Raw genomic sequence first — 21,306 nt, forward strand, 5'->3', positions numbered from 1 at the left:
ACGAGACGCACGAATGCGTCGGGCCATACCGTGGCAGACCCGGTGCTTATGCAACTACGATATTTTTAGAGCCGCTGTTCGCTGGCCCCATCAAACAGAGAAATGCGATTGGTACGGATCGAGAAGCTTACCTCCCTCTCGGTTTCAATCAGCTGCTGGTCCTGCACGATGCCCGCAACTTGCGTGCCGTGGAAGTCCAGCCACACTACACGGTGCGCACCCATAGCCTCGATCAAGGAAACCGATGCGCGCACTGCCTGACCGACGCCGTCACTATGACCGACATCGATATCTTCCGGCCGCACACCGAGCACGCATGCGTGCTTGCCGGTCAGCGGCTGCTTGAATGGATAGCCGGTCACGTCGACCGACAGGTGTTCGTTAGTGAAGATCGTCTTGCCGCCCTGCTGTTCCAGCTCACCCTTGAACAAATTCATGCCCGGCGAACCGAGGAAGGTGGCGACGAACAGGTTGGCCGGCGTGTTGTAGATGACGTCCGGCGTATCAAACTGCTGCACCACGCCGCCCTTCATCACCGCCATGCGCTGCGCCAGCGTCATCGCCTCGACCTGGTCGTGGGTCACGTAGATCATGGTGGCGCCCAGTTGCTTGTGCAGCTGTTTCAGCTCGCGGCGCAATTCGGTGCGCAGCTTGGCGTCCAGGTTGGACAGCGGTTCGTCGAACAGCATCACATCCGCTTCGCGCACGATGGCGCGGCCGATCGCCACGCGCTGGCGTTGGCCGCCGGACAGGTTGGCCGGCTTGCGCTTCAACAGCGGTCCCAGTTGCAGCATGTCCGAAGCGCGCGAGACGCGGCGGGCAATTTCCGCCTTCGGCGTGCCGTTGATGCGCAGGCCGAAGGACATATTCGATTCCACATTCATGGTCGGATACAGCGCGTAGGATTGAAACACCAGCGCAATGCCGCGGTCTTTCGGATCGGCCCAGGTCATGTCCTTGCCGCCGATTTCGATCTGGCCGGCGCTGGTATCGATCAGGCCTGCGATGCTGTGTAGCAGGGTCGATTTGCCACAACCCGAAGGGCCGAGCAGCACCACGAACTCCCCTGCTTTCACATCGAGGTTGAGCGATTCAATGACTTTGTTTTCGCCCAGCTTGATCTGCAAATTACGAATAGCTACGTTAGACATGTCTTAACCCTTCACTGCGCCAGAAGCGATGCCGCGCACGAACCAGCGGCCGGAAATAAAGTAGAGCGCCAGCGGCACGACCGACGTCAGAATGGTCGCCGCCATATTCACGTTGTACAGGCGCTCGCCGGTGGTGGTGTTGATGATGTTGTTCAGCTGGACCGTCATCGGCAGATGCTCGGAGCCTGCAAACACAAGGCCCAGCAGGAAGTCGTTCCAGATGCCGGTGACCTGCATGATGACGGCGACCACGATTACCGGCGTCGACATCGGCAGCATCAGCTGCAGGAAAATGCGCCAGAAACCGCCGCCGTCGATACGCGCGGCCTTGAACAATTCCAGCGGCAGCGCGGCGTAGTAATTGCGAAACAGGAGCGTCATCACCGGCATGCCAAAGATGGTGTGGATCAGGATGATGCCTGGCAGTGAACTAAACAAATTCACGGAAGCCAGCACGCGCACCAGTGGGTAGATCATCACCTGCACCGGAATAAAGGCGCCCATCATCAGGATGGCGAACAGGAAGCCTGCACCGCGAGGACGCCAGAACGACAGCGCATAGCCGTTCACCGCGCCGATGGCAATCGACAGCATGGTGCTCGGCACCACGATGGCGACCGAGTTCCAGAAGCCGCCCTTGATACCGTTGCATTCCAGGCCAGTACACGCCGACGACCAGGCTTGCAGCCACGGCTCCAGCGTCAAGTGCTGCGGCAGCGCGAACAGCGTGCCGAGACGGATTTCTTCCATCGGCTTCACCGACGTCACCAGCATCACGTACAGCGGCAGCAGGAAGAACAGCGCGGCCACGATCAGGAAGCTGTACACCCCGATGCGGGCCGGCGTCCATGCAGGGCTGCGGCGTGGGCGCGGTGCCGGGATGCTGGCGTCGTTGGCCGCGTTCGGGTGCGGCGCCTCGGCTGCTGCGGCGGCAACGCCGTCGGTAGTTTTATCGATTTTCACAACTTGTCCCATCATGCCCCCATTGCAGCGCGGCGGTTGCGCACAAAGTACAGCGGCGCGACGATGGCCAGTACCGTCAGCAGCAGCACGATCGAAGCAGCGGAAGCCAGACCAATATTGGCGCGGCCGAACAGATAATCCATGATGAACTTGGCCGGCACTTCGCTAGCCGTGCCCGGACCGCCCTGCGTCATCGCGACCACGGCGTCGAACACCTTCACCACCATCACGAACAGCAGCACGAAAGCCGTCGATACGGAAGCGCCCAACATCGGCAGCACGATGCTCAGATAGACGCGCCAGCGCGGGATGCCGTCAATGCGCGCGGCCTTCCAGATTTCTTCATCCACGCCGCGCAGGCCGGACAGCATCAGCGCCATCACCAGGCCGGATGCCTGCCACACGGTGGCGATCACAATCGTGTAGATCGCCATGTCCTGGTCGACAATCCAGTCGAATTGGGCGTTGGTCCATCCCAGCTTATGCAGCACTTCCTGGATGCCCAGCTCTGGATTCAGGATCCACTGCCAGATCAGGCCCGTGGCCACAAACGACATCGCATACGGATACAGGAAGATGGTGCGCAGCGCGCCTTCCGCCATCACCTTCTGGTCGATGAACACCGCCAGCAGGAAGCCGATGACCAGGCAAGCGGCGATAAACAGCACGCCGTAGACGGCCACATTTTGCAGCGACAGCAGCCAGCGCTCGTTGTTAAACAAACGGATGTACTGCGAGGCGCCGACAAAATCGCTGGCCGGAAAAGTGCGCGAACTACTGACCGATACGCGGGCCGTCCACAGCATGGTGCCGAGGTAGGCCAGCAGCACGGTCAGCGCCATCGGCAGGATGGCAACGTAGGCCGCGAATGAAACGTTCTGGCGTTTCTTTACCATGGCTTATTCGCCTTTGATAGCAAGGGCGAAGGCTTTTTGCGCATCGTCCGCAGACTGGTTCTTGTTCCAGTAGCTGGTCAGTACATCTTGCAGCGCGCCGGTGGTATCCGGCGTGGCCAGCATCTCAGTGTTAGGCAGTTGGCGCGTCTTGTCCTTCATGATGGACAGGCCCAGTCGCGCGCAAATATCCAACTGCGATTCATCGACGTCGCCGCGAATCGGGATCGCGCCTTTACGCGCCGCAAACGCCACTTGCGCCGATGGAGACGTTACCACATTGGCCAAAAGCTTCTGCGCCTTGATGGCATTGGCGTCGCTCGTTTTCGGGAACACGAAAGCGTCACCAGCCACAATGTACGGCGACTTGGGACCGAAGCCCGGATAGCAACCGAAGTCCTTGCCGGCCACCTGCTTGGCGGCGGCGAATTCGCCCTTGGCCCAGTCGCCCATGATCTGCACGCCGGCTTTGCCTTGTACCACCATCGCGGTGGCGTCGTTCCAGTTGCGGCCCGGCGAGCCAGCATCCACAAAGCCTTTCAGCTTTTTGAACTCGACCAGCACTTGTTTAAATTGCGGCGACATCACGGCCTTCTGGTCGCGGTCACGATAGACTTTGAGATACAGGTCGGAACCGCCGACCATCGCGAAGATGGCGTCGAAGGTGATCTTCTCCTGCCACACCTGGCCACCGAAGGCCAGCGGCACCACGCCTGCTGCTTTCAGCTTGCCCAGCTGCGCGAGGAATTCTTCCCACGATTGCGGCTCGTTGGTGATGCCGGCTTTTTTATACGCGGCCTTCGAGTAGAAGAACCAGGCCGGCATATGGATGTTCACCGGCGCGGCGTAGAAATGGCCGTTGATCTTGATCGCCTGCAGAATCGACGGCGGCATGATCTGGTCCCACTTGCCGGCAATCGCCACGTCATCGACGTTATTCAGCAAGCCCTGCTCCACGAAATCGCGGAACTGCTTGGAGGTGTTGAACTGCGCAGCGGTCGGCGCATTACCGCCGACGATGCGGTTGATGGTGGTGGCGCGCGACTGGTCAGCACCGGCGACGGCCTGGTCGATCCACAAGCCGCCGGCCTTGTTATAAGCTTCCGCAAACTGTTTGACGGCGGCCGATTCGCCGCCCGAGGTCCACCAGTGAATCACGGTCGCTTTCAGCGGCGCTTGTGCGTGAGCGCTGCTGGCTGCCAGGGCAAGCGCAATGGCGCTGCCCAGTTTTGATGCTTTCTGCATTCTGTCTCCCTGAGGGCGTCGAGCGCCCTATTCTATTGGTAGAGATTAAGTCCGGGCGGCTCGCTCCGCCAAAAATTGCGTGACCAGTTTTGCGCTGCGTTTCAGCGTGCGCTTTTGCGTAGCGTAATCGACATGGATGATACCGAAACGGCGCTCATAACCAAAGGCCCATTCGAAGTTATCCATCAGCGACCAGATAAAGTAGCCGCGTACATTGACACCTGCTTTCACCGCCTGGTTCACCGCCTCAAGGTGGCGATTCAGGAAGGAGATGCGTTGATGGTCATTGACTTCGCCGTCAACCACGGCATCGTCGGTGGCCATGCCGTTTTCGGTGATGTAAATCGGCGGCAGGTTCGGATAGTCGCGATGGAAGCCGACCAGCAGATGGCGCAGGCCTTCCGGATAAACCTCCCAGCCCATTTGCGTACGCTCCACACCTTCCAGATCGACTTCGGTGTAGCCGTGCTTACCGTCGCTCACCACATTGGTGCGGAAGTAGTAATTGATACCCAGGAAGTCCAGCGGCGTGCCGATGATGTCCATGTCGCCATTCAGGATGGTCGGCTCGGCGCCCGGCCACAGTTCCCACAGCGCGGTTGGATAGGACTTCTTCAGCAACGGATCGAGGATCCAGTTATTGTGCTGCAGTTCGAACAGCCACGCGGCGCGCTGGCCGGCGGCGCTGCTGTCGGTGCTGGTGCCGCGGCCCACATTGGCGACGATGCCGACTTGCGCTGATGGATCGTTGGCGCGCAGGTGCTGCACCGCCAGGCCGTGACCGAGCAACAGGTGATGCATGGCCTGCGTGGCGAACACCACATCCTGTTTGCCTGGCGCGTGGTGGCCGGTGCCGTAGCCGTGCATGGCCGAGCACCACGGCTCGTTCAGCGTGGCCCATGCGTCGACCAGGCCTTTCAGCTCCTTGCTGATCATGTCGGCGTATTCGGCGAACTTGTAGGCGGTGTCGCGATTGACCCAGCCGCCCTTGTCTTCGAGGTGTTGTGGCAGGTCCCAGTGATACAGGGTGACGTAGGTTTTCAGGCCTTTCGCACGCAGGGCCTTCAGCAGCTTTTTGTAAAAAGCGATGCCCTTCTGGTTAGGCTGGCCGTCCAGCGTCATCACGCGCGGCCACGAAATCGACAAGCGGTAGGCGCCGACATTCAGGCTGGCCAACAGTTCGACGTCGTCTTCCCAGCGGTGATAGTGGTCGCAGGCGAATTCGCCGGTGTCGCCGGCCAGCACCTTGCCCGGCGTGGCGGAGAAAGTATCCCAGATCGACGGCAGGCGGCCGTCCTCATGGACCGCGCCTTCGATCTGGTAGGCGGCAGTGGCCGCGCCCATCAGGAAGTCCTTGCGCCACAAGACCGAGTCAGCCGGTGGTGAAAAAGTCACGTCTAACACAACATCTCCTTTGTTCTCATTGCAGTGGAAGCGCTTCCACAAGATGAATAGATACTAACAGCGAAGAATTTGGAGTGTCAACGAAATTTTTGTAATGCAGCTACAAAAACGGCACAGTCACCCTGAGGTGCTGTGCCGTCTGGCCACTGCAAAAGACGTAGCGAAATTACTTTTTGTCGGTCGGCGGTACCGGCACGAATGGGAAGGTGCCGAACAGGTTCTTGCTCTGGCTTTGCATCTGTTCCTGCATCTGCACGAACAGGCTCTTGCTCTGGTCGATGTAGTTGTTCATCATGCCTTGCATCATCGGGCCCTGCACGTTCATGAACTGGGACCACATTTCCGGGCTAAACGGCTGACCGCCCACGGCGGTGCCGGTGAACTTACGCTGGATATCGGTGAACGCCTGGACGTTCTTTTCCAGATACGAGCCCATCATGCCCTGCATGGCGTGGCCGTAGAAGCGGATGATCTGCGCCAGCACGTCGCTGGAGAACATCGGCGCGCCGCTGGCCTCTTCTTCCAGGATGATCTGCAGCAGGATGCTGCGGCTCAGGTCTTCATTGGTCTTGGCGTCGACAACGGTGAATTCCTCATTGTCCAACACCAGCTGCTTCACGTCGGTCAACGTGATGTACGAGCTGGTCTGCGTATCGTACAGACGGCGGTTCGGATATTTTTTAATCAGGCGGTCAGCATTTTTTTTCGCACTACTCATCACAAGTCCGTTTATTGCGCCGCAGCGCGTGTCTCTAAAAATCGGAAAGAAAGCGGATGGATAATCCCCTTCCCGCGTGCCTACTTTACTTATTATAGAGGGGAAAAAGCCCATCTTGCACAATCTGATATAACTTTTGGCTTTTATTGCAACGCAACCAAATTTACAGTTAAACAACTTTCGTGCTTTTTCCCCTGCGAAATTAATCCGCTTTGACCTTCACGTAGCGTCCCGGCGCGGCCTCAATCGGCTTGTATTTTGTATTGCCCGGCTTGGCTTTGGGCTTGACCTTTTTACCGCCGTTCTCGTTCAGGAACTTGGCCCACTCCGGCCACCAGCTTCCTGCAATTTCGGTTGAGCCATCCATCCACGCCTCGGCGGTCTTGGCTTTGCAGCTGTCGTTGACCCAATAGTTGCGCTTGTTTTTCACCGGCGAATTGATGACACCGGCAATGTGACCGGAAGCGCCCAGCACGAAGCGGTTTTTACCGTTCAGGATGTTGAGCGAATCGAAGGCCGACGGCCACGGCACGATGTGGTCCTCGCGCGAGCCGTAGATGAAGGCTGGCGCATCGATTTTGCCCAGTTCCACCTTCTCGCCCGCCACCACCAGCTTGCCGGTCTTGAGCTTGTTTTCAAGGTAGGTGTTGCGCAGGTACCAGCAGAACATCGGGCCCGGCAGGTTGGTGCTGTCGGAGTTCCAGAACAGCAGGTCGAACGCGGCCGGGTCGTTGCCCTTCAGGTAGTTGGACTGCACATAGTTCCACACCAAGTCGTTCGGACGCAGGCTGGAGAAGGTGCTGGCCAGGTCGCGGCCCGGCATCAAACCGCCGCCTTTCAACTGCTGCTCGCGCATCGATACTTGCGCTTCATCGACGAACACATCCAGCACGCCGGTGTCGTTGAAGTCGAGGAAGGTGGTCAGCAGGGTCAGGCTGTTGGCGACTTGCTCGCCGCGCGCCGCCAGCACCGCCAGCGCGGTCGAGACGATGGTACCGCCAACGCAGAAGCCAAACATGTTCAGCTTGTCTTCGCCGGTGATGTCCTGCACCACGCGAATGGCGTTGATCACGCCCTTGTCGACGTAATCGTCCCAGGTGGTGTTGGCCAGCGATTTGTCCGGATTGCTCCACGAGATCAGGAACACGGTATTGCCCTGCTCTACCGCGTAGCGCACCAGCGAATTTTCTGGTTGCAGGTCGAGGATGTAGAATTTGTTGATGCACGGCGGCACCATCAGCAGCGGCGTCTGGTTGACGCTTTCGGTCTTCGGCGTGTACTGGATCAGCTGGAACAGCGGATTCTCATACACCACCGTGCCCTCGGTCGTGGCCAGGTTGCGGCCGACTTCGAATGCCGATTCGTCCGACAGCGAAATATGGCCCTTGCCCATATCGCCCAGCATATTGGCCAAGCCCTTGGTCAGGCTTTCGCCCTTGGTTTCGATCAGTTTTTGCTGGGCTTCGGGATTGGTGGCGAGGAAGTTGGCCGGCGACATGGCATCCACAATCTGCTGCACGGCAAAGCGGATTTTCTGTTTTTGCTGGGGATTGGCTTCCACCGTCTCCACCATCGCGGTCAGGAACTTGGCGTTCAGCAGGTAGGCGGCGACGTTAAATGCCGTCATCGGGTTGCCCTGCCACGCGGCCGAGGTAAACCGGCGGTCGCTGATGGACGGGGTCTTGCCGGACACGACTTCCTGCCACAGCCCGCCGAAATCCTGCAGATACGCATTCTTCAGCCGCTCCATTGCATCTGGCTTGATGTGGGCGCCAACATCCTGCATCATGGCGGCCAGCGGGTGGGCCTCGGTGGCCGGCGCCGCATTGAACCAGGATTGCCGCTGTCCGGGGTCGCTCATCTGCGACATCCAGGCGTTGGCAATGGCTTGAGGATCGGGCAAATTCATGTGTGGTTCCCTAAAGTGAGTTAAACACAATGCTGCTGATTACTGCTGTTGCTTGGATCTACGTGGTTGGCCTGATGGCACTGACCGAAACCTCCGTGGTTGCGGGAATTGTAACGTTTTTGTTCTATTGCGTGCTGCCGCTAGGGATCTTGTTCTATATCGCCGGCAGCGGCAAGCGCAAAGCGCGCCGCCGCAATGTCGGACAATAGGCCTACTTGATCCAGATCAAGCTGGCCTGGCGGCCGGTGACGCCGTCGCGGCGATAGGAATAGAACTGGCCGGGATCGGACACCGTGCAATACTCGCCGCCGTGCACCTGCTGCACGCCTGCTTTTTGGAGCACGTAGCGTGCCAGCGCATAGATGTCGGCCAGGTATTTGCCCGGCTTGCCTTCGATGGGCTTGAACGCATCCGGCGCGCCCTGCTGCTGGAACGCCAGCCGCACGTCTTCACCTACTTCGAATTGATCCGGGCCGATGGCCGGCCCCATCCACGCCGCCAGCTCGCCGGCGCCGGCGTCGCGCATGGCTTGTATCGTGTTTTGCAGCACACCGGCAGCCAAACCGCGCCAGCCCGCGTGGGCGGCGGCGACGGTTTTGCCTTCGGCATCGCAGAACAGGACTGGCAGGCAGTCGGCCGTCATGATGAGGCAGACTTTGCCGGGCGTGGTGGATAGGCTGGCGTCGGCTTCCGGCGCTGGCTGCGGCGCTACCGTGGCCACGTTGACCACGGCAGTGCCATGCACCTGCGACAGCCATACCGGCTCGGACGGCAGCCCGGCACACAGGATGACGCGGTTTTGCGCCACGTTTTCCGGCTGGTCGCCGACGTGGTTACCCAGATTGAGGCCAGCGCCACCCGCACCATCACCGTACGGCGCAGGGCTAACGCCGCCCAGCCGGGTGGTCGACAACACACCAACATTGTCTGGCAAGCCCGGCCAGTGCGGGATCAGCCCCGACATCAAATAGCTTCCGGTTCCTCGATGCCGGCGCGGGCCAGCAGTTCAGCGAAGTCTTGCGCCAGCGGCACCATCCACTCGCACTGCTCGCCGGTGGCCGGGTGCACCAGGCCCAGGCGACGCGCTTGCAGCGCCTGGCGCGGGAAATAATCGGCCAAGTGCTGCTTGCCGTACACCGTATCGCCCACCAGCGGGAAGCCGATCGACTGCATGTGGACGCGAATCTGGTGGGTACGGCCGGTTTCCAGGCGGCACTGCACCAGGCTGACCGGACGGCCTTCGCCCAGCTTGCCGCTGGAAATCAGCGAATAGTGGGTAATTGCTGGTTTCGAGCCCATGCCGGTCGATACCGCCATCTTGACGCGGTCACGCGAGTGACGGCCCATTGCCGCATCGATGGTGCCGCTAATACGTGGCGTGCCCCATACCAGCGCAAAATACTCGCGTTTGACGGTGCGGGCGGCCAGTTGGCGCACCAGGTCGGTCTGGGCGGCCAGCGTCTTGCCGACCACCATCAGGCCACTGGTATCCTTGTCCAGGCGGTGCACGATGCCGGCGCGCGGCACGCCGCTCAGCTGCGGATAGTGGTGCAGCAGGCCGTTCAGCAAGGTGCCGGACCAGTTGCCGTTACCCGGATGGACCACCAGGCCCGCCGGTTTATTCACGACGATCAGGTGCTCATCTTCAAAAACAATGTTAAGTTCGAGCGGTTCTGGCTTAAAAGCCTCGTCTTCCGGCTCCGGTTGGGGCAGAATGACGATCTTCTCGTCGCCGTAGACGGTATCCTTGGTGCTTTTGGCGGTTTTACCGTCGACCGTCACGAAGCCGTCGGTAATCCAGGTTTGCAGGCGGCCACGGGAAAATTGCGGGACCAAGCCGGAAATGATCTTGTCGAGGCGCTGGCCGCAGTGTTCTGGACTCAGTTCGAGTTCGATGGGGGCCAGACCGTCATCGTCGTCGTCGTGGAGCGCCAGTTCGACGTCAGCATCGTGTTCGGAGGAAGATTCGGCCAAATTCGGCTTTGCGGTTAATATCACGGTAATCCTATCGGCTATAATTAGCCTCGTAAAACATTGGTTAAACAGTTTCTTGCAAAAGATATGCAAAAAAAATTATCGGTAGTCGCAGCAACAGTAGTTCTGCTTGGTTTGTCCGGTTGTGGCCTCTTTTCTGAAAAGGCCGACGAAACAAAAGGTTGGAGCGCTACGAAATTATACTCGGAGGCGAACGAAGAACTGGAAGGCCAGCACTACGAGCGCGCAATTCAGTTGTTTGAGAAGCTGGAATCGAGCTATCCATTCGGCACCTACGCCCAGCAGGCGCAGATGAATATCGCCTACGCCTACTACAAATCGCAAGACCAGGCGCAAGCGCTGGCGGCGGTTGAGCGTTTCATCAAACTGCACCCGAACCACGCCAACGTTGATTACATGTACTACCTGCGCGGCCTGATCAACTTCAACGACCAGGTCAGCTTCCTGAACTTCGTCTACGAACAGGATGCCACCGAGCGCGATCCGAAAGCCACGCGTGAAGCGTACGCGGCGTTCAAGGATCTGGTGACCAAGTTCCCAGAGAGTAAGTATACCCCGGATAGCTTGGCCCGTATGCGTTATCTGGTGAACGCGATGGCCTCGTACGAGACCCACGTGGCGCGTTACTACTATCGCCGTGGCGCTTATCTGGCCGCCGCCAACCGCGCGATGGGCATCATGAACGACTTCCGCGACTCGCCGTCGATCGAAGAAGCGCTGTACATCATGATCCGCAGCTACGACCAGCTGGGCATGACCGAGCTGAAAAACGATACCGAGCGCGTGTTCAAGCTGAACTACCCGAACTCCAAGTTCCTGGACGAAGGTAAAAAGTCCGAACGCAAGTGGTGGAACTTCTGGAGCACCAACGCCAAGATGTAAAGCCAAGTAAATACTCCGGGGTCAGGTCCCCCATTTCTACACGAGCTGTGCCGTAGCGAACGTTACGGCACAGCTCGTGTAGAAATGGGGGACCTGACCCCGGATTTTTTATTCCGCGATACGGCGGCGGAAAATCCAGGTTTTATCGTCCGAGCCGGCCTTGTCGAAGGTGTAGCCGTCGACGTTGAACTTTTTCAGCTTCTGCGGATCGGTGATGTTTTTCACGGCCGCGTAGCGTGCCATCAGGCCACGTGCACGCTTGGCGTAGAACGAAATGATCTTGTATTTGCCGTTCTTCCAGTCCTCGAACAGCGGCGTAATCACCGGCAGGTCCAGCGCTTTCGGCTTGACCGACTTGAAGTATTCTTCGGATGCCAAGTTGACCAGCGTTTCCGCACCCTGCTCTCCCGCCGTTTTGTTGAGCGCCTGGGCAATGGTGTCGCCCCAGAAATCGTAAAGATTCTTGCCGCGCGGCGTATTCAAACGGGTGCCCATTTCGAGACGGTGCGGATGAATCAGGTCCAGCGGCCGCAACATGCCGTACAAGCCAGATAAAATACGGATGCGCGATTGCGCGTAATCCAGTTGCGCCGGTTTCAGCGTGCGGGCATCCAGGCCATCGTAGACGTCGCCATTGAAGGTCATCACGGCCTGGCGCGCTTCGCTGGTGTCCTTGGTCCACGAGGCGTAACGTGCCACGTTCAGCGCCGACAGGTTGTCGGACAAGTCCATCAGCTCGCCCAGCTCGGCTGGCGAAAATTCGCGCAGGCGGCTGATCAACCGCTCGGAGTGATCAAGAAACGACGGTTGCGTGTGCAGCTTGGTGGTTGGCGGGGTCTCCAGATCGAGACTTTTTGCCGGGGAAAGCACTATCAGCATAAGATTCCAAAAACATTTTCACATAACTAGCCCTACATGATACCTGTTCCAAAGAAAATCGTTATCGACACCAACGTTTGCCTCGATCTGTTCGTGTTTAACGATCCGCGCTGGGCCAGGCTGGTGGCCGCTATCGAGAGCGGCGAGCTCGAAGCCGTCACACGCTCCGACTGCCGCGACGAGTTCAACATCGTCCTCCACTACAAGCATCTGCCGCTCGACGACGACAGCCGTCCGCTGGCCACCGCCCGCTTCGATGCACTCATCAAGGTAGTCGCGCCGCCGGTCTCCAGCATTGTGCTGCCGGTGTGCAGCGACAGGGCCGACCAGAAGTTCCTCGAAATCGCCCGCGATGCCGGCGCCGAGGTGCTGATCACCAAGGACAAGGCCCTGCTGAAACTGGCCCGCCGCCTGGCGCGCGAAGGCATGTTCAAGGTCATGTTGCCGGAGAAGTGGATTGCGCTAGAATAGGCTATCTGTGTACTACACTTCCACCATGAACAGTCGCACCAACCTGCCGATGACGCCTGCCCTGACCACCCGTCTGCCGGCGGTCGGCACCACTGTTTTTACCCGCATGTCGATGCTGGCCGTACAGTCCGGCGCGGTCAACCTTGGCCAAGGCTTTCCCGACTTCGGCTGCGAACGTAGCCTGATCAGCGCCGTCAACGACGCCATGCTGGCCGATTTCAACCAGTATCCGCTGATGAGCGGCGCGCCGGTGCTAAGACAGGCCATCGCCGCCAAGGTGAAAGCCCTCTACGGCCACCAGTACAACGTTGACAGCGAGATCACCGTCACCGCCGGCGCCGCACAGGCACTGACCACGGCCATCCTCTGCTGCGTCCATCCCGGCGACGAAGTCATCGTCATCGAGCCGGTCTACGACAGCTACGTGCCGGCGATTACGCTGGCCGGCGGCGTGCCGGTCTCGGTCGAGATGGAAGTCGGCCAGAATGGCTACACCGTGCCGTGGCACAAAGTAGCCGCCGCCGTCACCAGCAAAACGCGCCTGATCATCATCAACACGCCGCATAACCCAACCAGCACCGTGCTGCGCGCCGCCGATATGCAGGCGCTGGCCGATATCGTGCGTGGCACGGACGTGCTGATCCTGTCGGACGAGGTCTACGAACACATGGTCTACGATGGCCACCAGCACGAATCGGTCAGCCGCTATCCCGAGCTGGCAGCACGCGCTTTCGTGGTGTCCAGCTTTGGCAAGACCTACCACGTCACCGGCTGGAAGATCGGCTACGTGGCCGCCCCGGCGCCGTTGATGGTGGAGTTCCGCAAAGTCCACCAATACAACGTCTTCAGCGTGAATACCCCGATGCAGCACGGTCTGGCCAGCTACATGGCCGATCCAAAACCGTACCTGGAACTACCCGCTTTTTACCAGCGCAAGCGCGACCTGTTCCGCGATGGGCTCAAAAACACACGCTTTGAGTTGTTGCCAGCAGATGGCACTTACTTCCAGTGCGTCCGATACGATAGAATCTCTACACAGACGGAAGCAGAATTCGCAGAATGGCTGACCACCGAAATCAAGGTCGCAGCCATCCCGGTTTCGGCGTTTTACCAGCAAGGCAAGGAGTCGGGCATTGTGCGCTTCTGCTTTGCCAAAAAAGATGAGACCCTGGCACTCGCATTGGAGAGGCTGGGCAAAGTGTAGATCAGGATCACAACATGTCCGAAGCTAATCAACTGCATTCGCCGCTGGAGGCGCCGGCGTTTGCAGCATCCACGCCGTCGGTATTGCATCAGCTGAACCTGTGCAACCGCGAGCTGGAGCGCCTGCTGCACAACCTGCGCAACGAGCACAATGCCGAAGGCGAAATCCGCGATATTGCGCGCGAGCTGATTGAGGCGGTCGCCATCAATCCGGACGTGGCGCTGGCCTGCATTTTACTCAGCCAGATCAACGGTACTTACGCGGTGCGGCACTGCATCGAAACGGCGATTGTAACCGTGGTGATTGCACGCGCGATGGAACTCGGCGCGGCCAGCACGCTGACCGTTACCGCCGCCGCGCTGACCATGAACGTCGGCATGCTGCGTCATCACGAAACCTTCCAGAACAAGAACACGCCGCTCACCAGCGAGGAGCAGGCCATCGTGCGCCGCCACCCGGAAGAAAGCGTGGATATGCTGCGCTGCGTCGGCATCGAGGATGACGAGTGGATTTCCTGCGTGCTGATGCACCATGAGAATGATGAAGGCAGCGGCTATCCGGCCGGTATCGCCAGCCCCGAGGTGACCTTGAACGCCAAGCTGCTCAGCCTTGCGGACCGCTACTGCGCGCAGGTTTCAGCGCGCAATTACCGCCGCTCGCTGCCGCCGTTCCAGGCCTTGAAGAACCTGATCGAGGACAAGGTGGCGCCGGTTGATCCATCGCTGGTGCTGCACTTCCGCCATGAGCTGGGCGACTATCCACCCGGCTGCGTGGTGCGTTTAACCAGCGGCGAGATAGGCGTGGTAAGCCAGCGCTTCAATGGCGGCGATGCGCGCGGCATCCACTGTTTGCGTGATCCGGCGGGCGCTGTGCTGTCGCCGGCGGCGCAGCGGCGCACTGGCGATGAGGGCTGCTGCATTGCCGAGTCTTTAAGCGAGGACCAGGCCTCGATCCGCTTCAGTATGAAGCAGATCTGGGGCGCGCAAGCGGCGCTCTGACGTCGTCCTCGCGAACGCGGGGACCCATGCTGAGCAAGCGGTCTATGGACTCCCGCCTACGCGGGAGCGACGGTTAGTGCGAGAGTTTATCGATCTGACGGTCGACGTAGTTGCGCAGGTCCGGCGTCAACCCGCCGGCGCTGCGGGCGCGATTGTAGGCTTCGCGCGCTTCCGGTAAGTGCTGGTCGGCTTGCAGCGAGATGCCCAGTCCCATCCACCACACCCCATTTTGCGGCGCCAGTTGCAGCGCGGCGCGGTAATGATCCGCCGCTTCGGCGTGACGCTGTTCGCGTTGCAGCACGCCGGCCAGGAAGGCATGATAGTCGGAGCTGTTGCCGGCGTACGGCAAGGTCTTCAACAGCGTATCCAGCGCTGGACCACCCTTCTCCAATTGCAGGCGCGCCAGGATGATGGCCAATCCCGGCTGGCGCGGATCGATGCCGAGCGCCAGGCGCAGCTGGCGGATGGCGTCGTCGGTGCGGCGGTTTTCCAGCAGCAGGCTGACATAGGTTTGACGCGCAGCCTCGTTACGCGGATCGATTTCGACGGCTCTATCCAGATCCGCCAACGCCGAACTCACACGGCCTTCCTGCAACGACACCAGCGCGCGGCGATAGCTGTTTTCCGACGCCTGCTTGGGCGTCAACTCGCGCAACACCACGCCATCAGCAGCCGGCGATGTAGCGACTGACTTCGGCTGGCGCACCGGCTCCGCACGTTCCGCGTGTTCTGGCGCCGGACGCTTAGGCTTGGCGACGACCGGCTCCGCCTCCGGTTCAGGCTTCGTTTCAACCACTTTCGGTGCGACAGCTTCCACAGGCTTTGCCACAGGTACTTCCTGGATGCGCGCGGTGGTATCCGGCATGCGGTTGTCGATCATGCGCACCGGCTGCGGCGGTGGTGCCGGCGGCGGCGCTTGGTGCGCTTGCCAGTACTGCCAGCCATACCATCCGCCCGCCGCGATCACCAGCACGCCTGCCGCCACGCCGATCAGTATCACCGGACGCCGGTCGCGCTCCATCGACGGCACCGACTTCACCTCATCCTGCTGCACAGCCGAAGACGCGCCGCCGCTAGCGCGCGAGTCCAGGTCCTGCAGCATTTTATTGATCAAGCTCATTTGGTCAGTGCCCAAGTCAGCCCACACGCGGCGATCAGCAAACTGACGCCCGCCGCCGTCCACGCCCAGCGCAGGCCGCCGGCTTGCGGCGTCACCGTATCACTGGCCGCAAGACTCACGTGACGGCGCGTCACCTGCTGCTTGCCTTCACCATAGCACAGCATCAAGGCCTTGTTCGCCATGATGTTGACCAGCCGCGGAATACCGCCGCTGGATTTGTACAAGCCCGCAATCGCACCCCGGCTGAACAGCCGCCCACCTTCATAGCCAGCCACACGCAAGCGGTGCGCGAGGTAGTACTCGATATCGTCGCGCGACAGTGGCCCAAGGTGGTAATGGAAGGTGATGCGCTGCGCCAGCTGGCGGATCGAATTCTCCTGCAAATGCTGGTTCAGCTCCGGCTGCCCGAACAGCACAATCTGCAGCAGCTTGCGTTTCTCGGTTTCGAGATTGGTCAGCAAGCGCAAGGCTTCCAGGCTTTCAAACGGAATCGCCTGCGCCTCATCCAGCAACAGCAATACCTGCTTGCCCGAGCGCGCCAGGTCCATCAGGCGATGCGTGATCGACTTCAGCAACTGGTGCTGATCCACATCACGCTCCAGTGGCACTTCCAGCTCATCGGCCAGGGCCAGCATCAGCGTGCGCGGCTCCAGGTACGGGTTCGGAATGTAGGCCGTGACAAAATCAGGGCCCACGGTTGCAATGAATTTACGGCACAGCAGCGTCTTGCCGGTGCCCACTTCGCCGGTGATCTTGATAAAACCTTCACCGCTCTTGGCCGCCACCAGCAAAGTATTCAACGCCTCCTGCGAATGCGGGCTGGTGAAGAAGTAGCTGGTATCCGGCGTGATGCTGAACGGCGCCTCGCGCAGGCCGAAGTGTTTGCTGTACATGATTAATTCCGCCCTTTACCGCGCGGATCCATCTCCTTGATGCGGCGGCCACTGTCGAGCAAGTCTTGGTTCCAGTCCGACGACGATTCAATCACGGTCGGTTTGATCAGCACCACCAGCTCGCGTTTCTGAATCACTTCCGTCTTGCTGCCAAACAGCGCACCCAGCACCGGCACGCTGCTGGCGCCCGGCACGCCGGAACGGTCGGTGGTCGTAGCCTGGCGCATCAAGCCGCCGATCGCCACCACCTGGCCGTCCTTGCCGCGCACCATGCTATCCATTTCCGAAGTCGACGAGGCCGCCAGCGGCAGCGTGAAATTGCCCAGCGAGCCCAAATTCAAGCCCTTGTTCACGGTCGACACCTGGCTCACCGATGGGTGCACGTGCAGGATGATGTTGCCGTCTTCATCGATCTGCGGCGTTACATCCAGCACCACGCCCGAGAAGAACGGCTGCAGCGTCACGGTCGGCGAGGTGGTGCCGGAACCGTTGCCGCTGGTGGTTGTGGTGGTGCTGACGCCGGTCACGTAAAACTCATCGGTGCCGATCTTCAGCAGCGCCTTCTGGTTGTTCAGCGTCGCGATACGCGGGCTCGACAGCACATGCACCGTGCCCTGCCCTTCCAGGAAGGAAATCAGCGCGGCGAAATTACTGGTCTGGAAAGCCATACCAAACAGCGTGCCCGCCGCATCGGAAGCAGCCCCCAGCGCATTGCCCGGATCGGCGATGATGCCGCTCTTGCCGGTACTGCCGATCGGCGTGCCCAGCGGACGCAACACGGTATCCGGCTGCACCGTACCAACCGAGAAGCGGTTATTGCCGCCCGCCGCAAACTTGCCAAACGCCGCCCAGTTCACGCCGCTCTGGAAGTTGTTGTTCAATTCCACTTCCAGGATCTTGGCTTCCAGGATCACCTGGCGGTCAACCGACAGCTGGGTCGCGCGCAGGTAGAGGTCCACATTGCGCAATTCTTCCGGCATGGCGCGGATCACGATCACACCCGACTGCGGACTGATGGTGACGCTGCGCCCATCCTTGCCGGTTTCTACCAGCGCTTCCAACGCCATCTTCAGCTCCAGCCAGAAGTCGCTTTCCGAGCGGGTCGAGACATTGGCCGAATCGCGCTGCACCTGCGAGCCGCCATTCGGGTTGTTCGGATCGTTGCCGCCGCTGCTATTGTTATTATTGTTATTGTTGTTGCCCGAGCCGTTGGACTGGTTGCCACTGTTGCTGGTGCCCGCGTTGGCCACCGAGGTGGACGACACGCGCAGGCTGGACGCGCCCTTGCGAATCGCCACCAGGTAGTTAATCTTGAACATCTTGGTCTGCATGGTCAGCGGACGGATGTAGATGCGCGTACCTTCCACCTTGTAGTCGTAGCCGTACAGCTCGCGGATGGCGTCGAGCGCCTCGAACAGGGTCACGTCCTTCAGGTTGGCGGTGATATTGCCGGTCACTTCCGGATTGATCAGCATGTTGTAGCGGGTGCCGGCCACGATGGAATTGTAGAACTGCTGCACCGGCACGTTGTTGAACGACACATTGAAACGCTCATCGAGCACCGCACGCGCTTTCGGCAGCTGGTCGGCCAGCTGCGACACCGGCGGCAGCAAGGCGCTGGCCACGGCATCATTCTGGCTGGCGGCAACCGGCTTGGCAGCAGCATTCACCTCATTGCTGATCTTGTCGTAGGTGTCGCGCCGGGACGGCGTCTGGCAGCCGCTGAGCAGCAGCGTCGTCACGGTAGCGATGGTCAGGAATTTTTGCATAAGCGTTCTTCGCGTTTATTTGTGGGCCGGATCGGGGAACAAGGTCAGCACTTGCTTGTCCCGGCCCTTTTGCAGCACGACTTGATTCTTGCGGACTTCCATCAGCACCGCACCGTTAAACTTTTCGCCTTTGCGGACGGTCTGGCCATCGATCACCGCCACTTCGCGTCCATGCGAGCCGATCAGTACCGACTGCAGCTGCGGCCCTCTCGGCATCGCAGGCAGGTCCGATTGCGACTGCGGCAACAGGCGCGACTCCGGCGGCGGCTGGGTCGGATCGGCCAGCGTTTGCGCCCGGGCTGCGGCGACCGCACCGGCCAGCAGTAACAGTGAACACAGCAGGCGCTTCATAGTTTCATCCATTTCTGGTCCAGGCTCAACGTGTACAGGGTCAGCGTCAGGCGCGAGTTCGGGTACTGCTGGGCATCCAGATGGGCCTTGCCCCAGAACAGTTGTACCGGCAGCGACTCCAGCGCCTCCATATAGCTCACCATGTCGAGATAACTCCCTTGCAGCACAATCTCCACGCCGTGACGGTACAGCAGCTCGCGCGGCTTGGGTGGTGGCGGCGCTGGCGATGCAGGCGGCGTCGCTGCGGCGATCACGCCGGCGGCTGCGGCTGCGGCTGCCGGCGTGATCGCCGGTGGTGCAGCCGGCGCCGACTGTGCTGCCGGCTGTATTTGCACTGCGGCTTCGTTCAAGCCAGTTACCGGCAAGGTCTTCATCGACATCAGCTTCAGCTTGCCGTTGCCGCGCAACAGATGATCAAGCAACGGTGCGATCTTGTCTGGCGCGACCAGGCCTTTTTGCACCGCCATCAAACCGGCGCTGGTGGTGTCAATATCGTGATGCAGCGCTTGCAGCTTGGTGCGCGTGCCGGCGTCTGGATCGACCACGAAACCTTGCGCCATCGCTGCAATTTCCGCGTCGATGCCGGCGATCTGGTTTTGCTGCGTCTTGATCTGCATCTGCAGCAGTTTTTGCTTGTTCAGCAGCGGCTCCGCCGAGAACGTGTACAGCAGGAACAGCACCGACGCCACCGACGCCGCAAACACCATCGCGCGCTCGCGCAAGGTCATCGCATCCAGCTTGGTGCTTAGCTTAAGCCATTGTTGCAGGAGCTGCTGTTTCATTTGGCAGCCTCCTGCGGCGTGGATTGCAGGTTGAATTCGACGAACGGCGATGCCACCGCAGCCGCCGCAGTCGGGGCAGCAGCAATCGCGCCGGCCGTTGGCAAGGCCGCATCCGGACGCGCAATATCGAGGCTAGCAAAAGTCTTGCCGCGCATGATGCGTTCGCCGGTCAGGCGCGCGATGTAATTCGGGATCAGCGTCGCCTGCATGGCCCTGCCCTGCACGCCGATGTCATTGCCGGCGCCGTTGATGCTCACGCCGGTCAGCCATAAACCACTCACATTCTGGCGCGAAAACGCACGGAAGTACTCGGCATAGCCCGCCGTATTGCCCAGCGCGCCACCTTGCAGCACCGACGACACGTCATGCAGCGCCTTCAGCTCCGCCTCGGCGGCAAGCACCTGCGCTTCCAGCGCCGCGTCCTTGGCGCGCGGCGCGAACTGCACGCGGGCCTGGTTCAAACGCTGCTCGCGCTTGGCCAGCAGGGCCTTGCCGGCCTCTGCATCTTTTTCCAGTTCGCCCACGCTCTGCGCGGCATACCAGTTCAGCAGCAGCGCGCCCGCCACGATCAGGCCCAGCGCCTCGGCCATCGGCACAGCAGTAAAAAACTTCTTCTGCTTAAGGAAGATGGGATTGAACAGGTTGATCTGCTGGCTCACAGATGCACCTCCTCATGCCGCAGCGCCGCGCCCAGCGTCAGGAAAAAACGCTGCTGCTGCGCGGCGTCCTGCAAGGCCGGCGCCTGGCTCAGATCGAAGACATCGTCCAGCGCCATGGCTTCCACCGGCATGTAAAGGTTGGCGGCCAGATGTTCGTGCAAGCCATTCGCGCCGGTCGGCGCCAGCAGCAGCTTGAGCACATTCACGTAATGGAACTGGCGGTCGAAGTGGTCGAGCGAGCGTTGCAGCTCCAGTGTGATTTTGTCGAAGTGGACTTGCTGGCGCTCCGAATCGCGCTCCAGCAATTGCTCCAGCGTGACGTCGATACGGCGCGACAAATACAGCTCGCCCTTGAAGGTGATGGTCAGCAAGCCGCCGTCGCCGTCGAAAGACAGCATGGCCAGGCCGCGGCCATCGGTCTCCAGCAGCGCCGAGATATTCCGCTGCGCCATTTCGGGAATATCGATCACGGTGAGGTCGATCTTGGCTTCGCTGAACAAGGCCTGGCGCGACTGGATCAGCGCGTTGCGGGCGGCAATCGCAAACATTGAGTGGCCACGCGAGGCGGCACTGCTGTCAGCCGGGATATCGAGCACGTCGATGGTGGCGTCGTCGATGTGGAAATCGAGCATATCCTTCAAGCGCCAGCGCACGGCGGTCTTGAGTTCGTCCTGCGGCACGTTGGGCGCATCGACCATCAGCATCTGGTACTCGCCACCGCTGAGCATGGTGCCACAGTGGTAGCCGCCGGCCCGCAGGTCTTTGTTGAGCTTATCCAGCGCCTCAGGCGAGAAACTGGCATCGGACGGATAGAACGCCGACACCTCGACGATAGCCTTGGCATCGCGCCTGCGCTGAACGCGGCCCGCGCAAATGCCGTCCCGCAAAAAGGTCACGGTCAGCCATCCATCGGATTTTTTTGCTCGCTTAAAGAAGCTCATATCTGACTACACGAAGTTTACGCGCTAGATGATTGATTATATTCAAGTTCCACCAACATATATGCTCAGAATGGCAATG

At 60.3% G+C, this 21,306-nt stretch carries 22 protein-coding genes; 5 read left to right on the forward strand and 17 right to left on the reverse strand.

Annotation, left to right across the window (positions count from 1 at the left end; translation table 11 throughout):
• Positions 1 to 65: 65 nt before the first annotated feature.
• From GTP46_RS26040 to phaC, 7 genes are all read right to left on the reverse strand, one after another.
• Complete coding sequence (locus GTP46_RS26040) at positions 66 to 1,151, reverse strand: ABC transporter ATP-binding protein (protein ID WP_161009541.1); 1,086 nt, start codon at positions 1,149 to 1,151, stop codon at positions 66 to 68.
• Between the two features lie 3 nt (positions 1,152 to 1,154).
• Positions 1,155 to 2,033 (reverse strand): carbohydrate ABC transporter permease, encoded by an 879-nt coding sequence (locus GTP46_RS26045; protein ID WP_161009574.1) that lies wholly within the window; start codon positions 2,031 to 2,033, stop codon positions 1,155 to 1,157.
• Positions 2,034 to 2,125: 92 nt separating this feature from the next.
• On the reverse strand, positions 2,126 to 3,010 hold the full coding sequence (locus GTP46_RS26050; RefSeq protein WP_161009542.1) for a carbohydrate ABC transporter permease: 885 nt from the start codon (positions 3,008 to 3,010) through the stop codon (positions 2,126 to 2,128).
• A 3-nt stretch (positions 3,011 to 3,013) separates the two neighbouring features.
• The gene (locus GTP46_RS26055) at positions 3,014 to 4,252 is read right to left on the reverse strand and encodes an ABC transporter substrate-binding protein (protein ID WP_161009543.1); all 1,239 of its coding nucleotides are present in this window, start codon (positions 4,250 to 4,252) and stop codon (positions 3,014 to 3,016) included.
• Between the two features lie 45 nt (positions 4,253 to 4,297).
• Complete coding sequence (locus tag GTP46_RS26060) at positions 4,298 to 5,656, reverse strand: GH1 family beta-glucosidase (protein WP_371869768.1); 1,359 nt, start codon at positions 5,654 to 5,656, stop codon at positions 4,298 to 4,300.
• Positions 5,657 to 5,822: 166 nt separating this feature from the next.
• The gene (phaR, locus tag GTP46_RS26065) at positions 5,823 to 6,374 is read right to left on the reverse strand and encodes a polyhydroxyalkanoate synthesis repressor PhaR (protein WP_161009544.1); all 552 of its coding nucleotides are present in this window, start codon (positions 6,372 to 6,374) and stop codon (positions 5,823 to 5,825) included.
• Between the two features lie 202 nt (positions 6,375 to 6,576).
• Positions 6,577 to 8,283 carry a class I poly(R)-hydroxyalkanoic acid synthase gene (gene phaC, locus GTP46_RS26070; protein ID WP_161009545.1) on the reverse strand — a complete coding sequence of 569 codons (1,707 nt, stop codon included), beginning with the start codon at positions 8,281 to 8,283 and terminating at the stop codon, positions 6,577 to 6,579.
• A 29-nt stretch (positions 8,284 to 8,312) separates the two neighbouring features.
• On the opposite strand from phaC, the gene GTP46_RS29565 reads away from it, so the two are divergent.
• On the forward strand, positions 8,313 to 8,492 hold the full coding sequence (locus GTP46_RS29565) for a hypothetical protein (protein ID WP_202414445.1): 180 nt from the start codon (positions 8,313 to 8,315) through the stop codon (positions 8,490 to 8,492).
• Between the two features lie 2 nt (positions 8,493 to 8,494).
• Here the strand turns inward: GTP46_RS29565 and pgeF are convergent, their stop codons facing one another.
• Together pgeF and GTP46_RS26080 are read right to left on the reverse strand one after the other, a co-directional pair.
• On the reverse strand, positions 8,495 to 9,247 hold the full coding sequence (gene pgeF, locus GTP46_RS26075) for a peptidoglycan editing factor PgeF (RefSeq protein WP_161009546.1): 753 nt from the start codon (positions 9,245 to 9,247) through the stop codon (positions 8,495 to 8,497).
• The gene (locus GTP46_RS26080; protein WP_161009547.1) at positions 9,247 to 10,281 is read right to left on the reverse strand and encodes an RluA family pseudouridine synthase; all 1,035 of its coding nucleotides are present in this window, start codon (positions 10,279 to 10,281) and stop codon (positions 9,247 to 9,249) included. Before GTP46_RS26080 ends, pgeF begins: the two co-directional genes overlap by 1 nt.
• Before the next feature lie 63 nt (positions 10,282 to 10,344).
• On the opposite strand from GTP46_RS26080, the gene GTP46_RS26085 reads away from it, so the two are divergent.
• Positions 10,345 to 11,160 carry an outer membrane protein assembly factor BamD gene (locus tag GTP46_RS26085; protein WP_161009548.1) on the forward strand — a complete coding sequence of 272 codons (816 nt, stop codon included), beginning with the start codon at positions 10,345 to 10,347 and terminating at the stop codon, positions 11,158 to 11,160.
• A gap of 108 nt (positions 11,161 to 11,268) precedes the next feature.
• Here GTP46_RS26085 and yaaA read toward each other — a convergent pair whose 3' ends face one another.
• Positions 11,269 to 12,039, reverse strand: coding sequence for a peroxide stress protein YaaA (gene yaaA, locus GTP46_RS26090; protein ID WP_161009549.1), 771 nt, complete (start codon positions 12,037 to 12,039; stop codon positions 11,269 to 11,271).
• Positions 12,040 to 12,075: 36 nt separating this feature from the next.
• Here yaaA and GTP46_RS26095 point away from each other — a divergent pair, with 36 nt between their 5' ends.
• Genes GTP46_RS26095 through GTP46_RS26105 form a run of 3 tightly spaced genes read left to right on the forward strand, consistent with a single transcriptional unit; the run spans position 12,076 to position 14,712 of the window.
• Complete coding sequence (locus tag GTP46_RS26095; protein WP_161009550.1) at positions 12,076 to 12,510, forward strand: putative toxin-antitoxin system toxin component, PIN family; 435 nt, start codon at positions 12,076 to 12,078, stop codon at positions 12,508 to 12,510.
• Between the two features lie 25 nt (positions 12,511 to 12,535).
• Positions 12,536 to 13,714, forward strand: a complete 1,179-nt coding sequence (locus tag GTP46_RS26100) for a pyridoxal phosphate-dependent aminotransferase (protein ID WP_161009551.1) — start codon at positions 12,536 to 12,538, stop codon at positions 13,712 to 13,714.
• Positions 13,715 to 13,728: 14 nt separating this feature from the next.
• Entirely contained in the window at positions 13,729 to 14,712 is a 984-nt protein-coding gene (locus tag GTP46_RS26105; protein WP_161009552.1) for an HD-GYP domain-containing protein, read from the forward strand.
• 73 nt (positions 14,713 to 14,785) lie between these two features.
• Here the strand turns inward: GTP46_RS26105 and GTP46_RS26110 are convergent, their stop codons facing one another.
• The 7 genes from GTP46_RS26110 to GTP46_RS26140 are packed head-to-tail and all read right to left on the reverse strand — an operon-like array spanning position 14,786 to position 21,182.
• The gene (locus GTP46_RS26110) at positions 14,786 to 15,832 is read right to left on the reverse strand and encodes a tetratricopeptide repeat protein (RefSeq protein WP_161009553.1); all 1,047 of its coding nucleotides are present in this window, start codon (positions 15,830 to 15,832) and stop codon (positions 14,786 to 14,788) included.
• Entirely contained in the window at positions 15,829 to 16,725 is an 897-nt protein-coding gene (locus tag GTP46_RS26115) for an ExeA family protein (protein ID WP_161009554.1), read from the reverse strand. Before GTP46_RS26115 ends, GTP46_RS26110 begins: the two co-directional genes overlap by 4 nt.
• 2 nt (positions 16,726 to 16,727) lie before the next feature.
• Positions 16,728 to 18,494: a pilus (MSHA type) biogenesis protein MshL gene (gene mshL / locus GTP46_RS26120; RefSeq protein WP_161009555.1), complete on the reverse strand. Its 1,767-nt coding sequence runs from the start codon at positions 18,492 to 18,494 to the stop codon at positions 16,728 to 16,730.
• A 15-nt stretch (positions 18,495 to 18,509) separates the two neighbouring features.
• Positions 18,510 to 18,857, reverse strand: coding sequence for an MSHA biogenesis protein MshK (locus GTP46_RS26125; protein ID WP_229259101.1), 348 nt, complete (start codon positions 18,855 to 18,857; stop codon positions 18,510 to 18,512).
• Positions 18,842 to 19,627 (reverse strand): type II secretion system protein M, encoded by a 786-nt coding sequence (locus GTP46_RS26130; RefSeq protein WP_161009556.1) that lies wholly within the window; start codon positions 19,625 to 19,627, stop codon positions 18,842 to 18,844. The genes GTP46_RS26125 and GTP46_RS26130 overlap by 16 nt, the downstream gene beginning before the upstream one ends.
• Positions 19,624 to 20,286, reverse strand: a complete 663-nt coding sequence (locus tag GTP46_RS26135; protein ID WP_161009557.1) for an MSHA biogenesis protein MshI — start codon at positions 20,284 to 20,286, stop codon at positions 19,624 to 19,626. The genes GTP46_RS26130 and GTP46_RS26135 overlap by 4 nt, the downstream gene beginning before the upstream one ends.
• Positions 20,283 to 21,182: an agglutinin biogenesis protein MshI gene (locus GTP46_RS26140; RefSeq protein ID WP_371869769.1), complete on the reverse strand. Its 900-nt coding sequence runs from the start codon at positions 21,180 to 21,182 to the stop codon at positions 20,283 to 20,285. Before GTP46_RS26140 ends, GTP46_RS26135 begins: the two co-directional genes overlap by 4 nt.
• Between the last annotated feature and the right edge of the window lie 124 nt (positions 21,183 to 21,306).

The organism is Duganella flavida (genome assembly GCF_009857445.1).
Lineage (GTDB): Bacteria > Pseudomonadota > Gammaproteobacteria > Burkholderiales > Burkholderiaceae_D > Rugamonas > Rugamonas flavida.

Coding starts and splice junctions, on each gene's coding strand:
- GTP46_RS26040 (WP_161009541.1), bottom strand. CDS start 1,151: ATGTCTAACGTAGCTATTCGTAATTTGCAGATCAAGCTGGGCGAAAAC.
- GTP46_RS26050 (WP_161009542.1), bottom strand. CDS start 3,010: ATGGTAAAGAAACGCCAGAACGTTTCATTCGCGGCCTACGTTGCCATC.
- GTP46_RS26055 (WP_161009543.1), bottom strand. CDS start 4,252: ATGCAGAAAGCATCAAAACTGGGCAGCGCCATTGCGCTTGCCCTGGCA.
- phaR (WP_161009544.1), bottom strand. CDS start 6,374: ATGAGTAGTGCGAAAAAAAATGCTGACCGCCTGATTAAAAAATATCCG.
- phaC (WP_161009545.1), bottom strand. CDS start 8,283: ATGAATTTGCCCGATCCTCAAGCCATTGCCAACGCCTGGATGTCGCAG.
- GTP46_RS29565 (WP_202414445.1), top strand. CDS start 8,313: ATGCTGCTGATTACTGCTGTTGCTTGGATCTACGTGGTTGGCCTGATG.
- pgeF (WP_161009546.1), bottom strand. CDS start 9,247: ATGTCGGGGCTGATCCCGCACTGGCCGGGCTTGCCAGACAATGTTGGT.
- GTP46_RS26085 (WP_161009548.1), top strand. CDS start 10,345: ATGCAAAAAAAATTATCGGTAGTCGCAGCAACAGTAGTTCTGCTTGGT.
- yaaA (WP_161009549.1), bottom strand. CDS start 12,039: ATGCTGATAGTGCTTTCCCCGGCAAAAAGTCTCGATCTGGAGACCCCG.
- GTP46_RS26095 (WP_161009550.1), top strand. CDS start 12,076: ATGATACCTGTTCCAAAGAAAATCGTTATCGACACCAACGTTTGCCTC.
- GTP46_RS26100 (WP_161009551.1), top strand. CDS start 12,536: ATGAACAGTCGCACCAACCTGCCGATGACGCCTGCCCTGACCACCCGT.
- GTP46_RS26105 (WP_161009552.1), top strand. CDS start 13,729: ATGTCCGAAGCTAATCAACTGCATTCGCCGCTGGAGGCGCCGGCGTTT.
- GTP46_RS26110 (WP_161009553.1), bottom strand. CDS start 15,832: ATGAGCTTGATCAATAAAATGCTGCAGGACCTGGACTCGCGCGCTAGC.
- GTP46_RS26115 (WP_161009554.1), bottom strand. CDS start 16,725: ATGTACAGCAAACACTTCGGCCTGCGCGAGGCGCCGTTCAGCATCACG.
- mshL (WP_161009555.1), bottom strand. CDS start 18,494: ATGCAAAAATTCCTGACCATCGCTACCGTGACGACGCTGCTGCTCAGC.
- GTP46_RS26125 (WP_229259101.1), bottom strand. CDS start 18,857: ATGGATGAAACTATGAAGCGCCTGCTGTGTTCACTGTTACTGCTGGCC.
- GTP46_RS26130 (WP_161009556.1), bottom strand. CDS start 19,627: ATGAAACAGCAGCTCCTGCAACAATGGCTTAAGCTAAGCACCAAGCTG.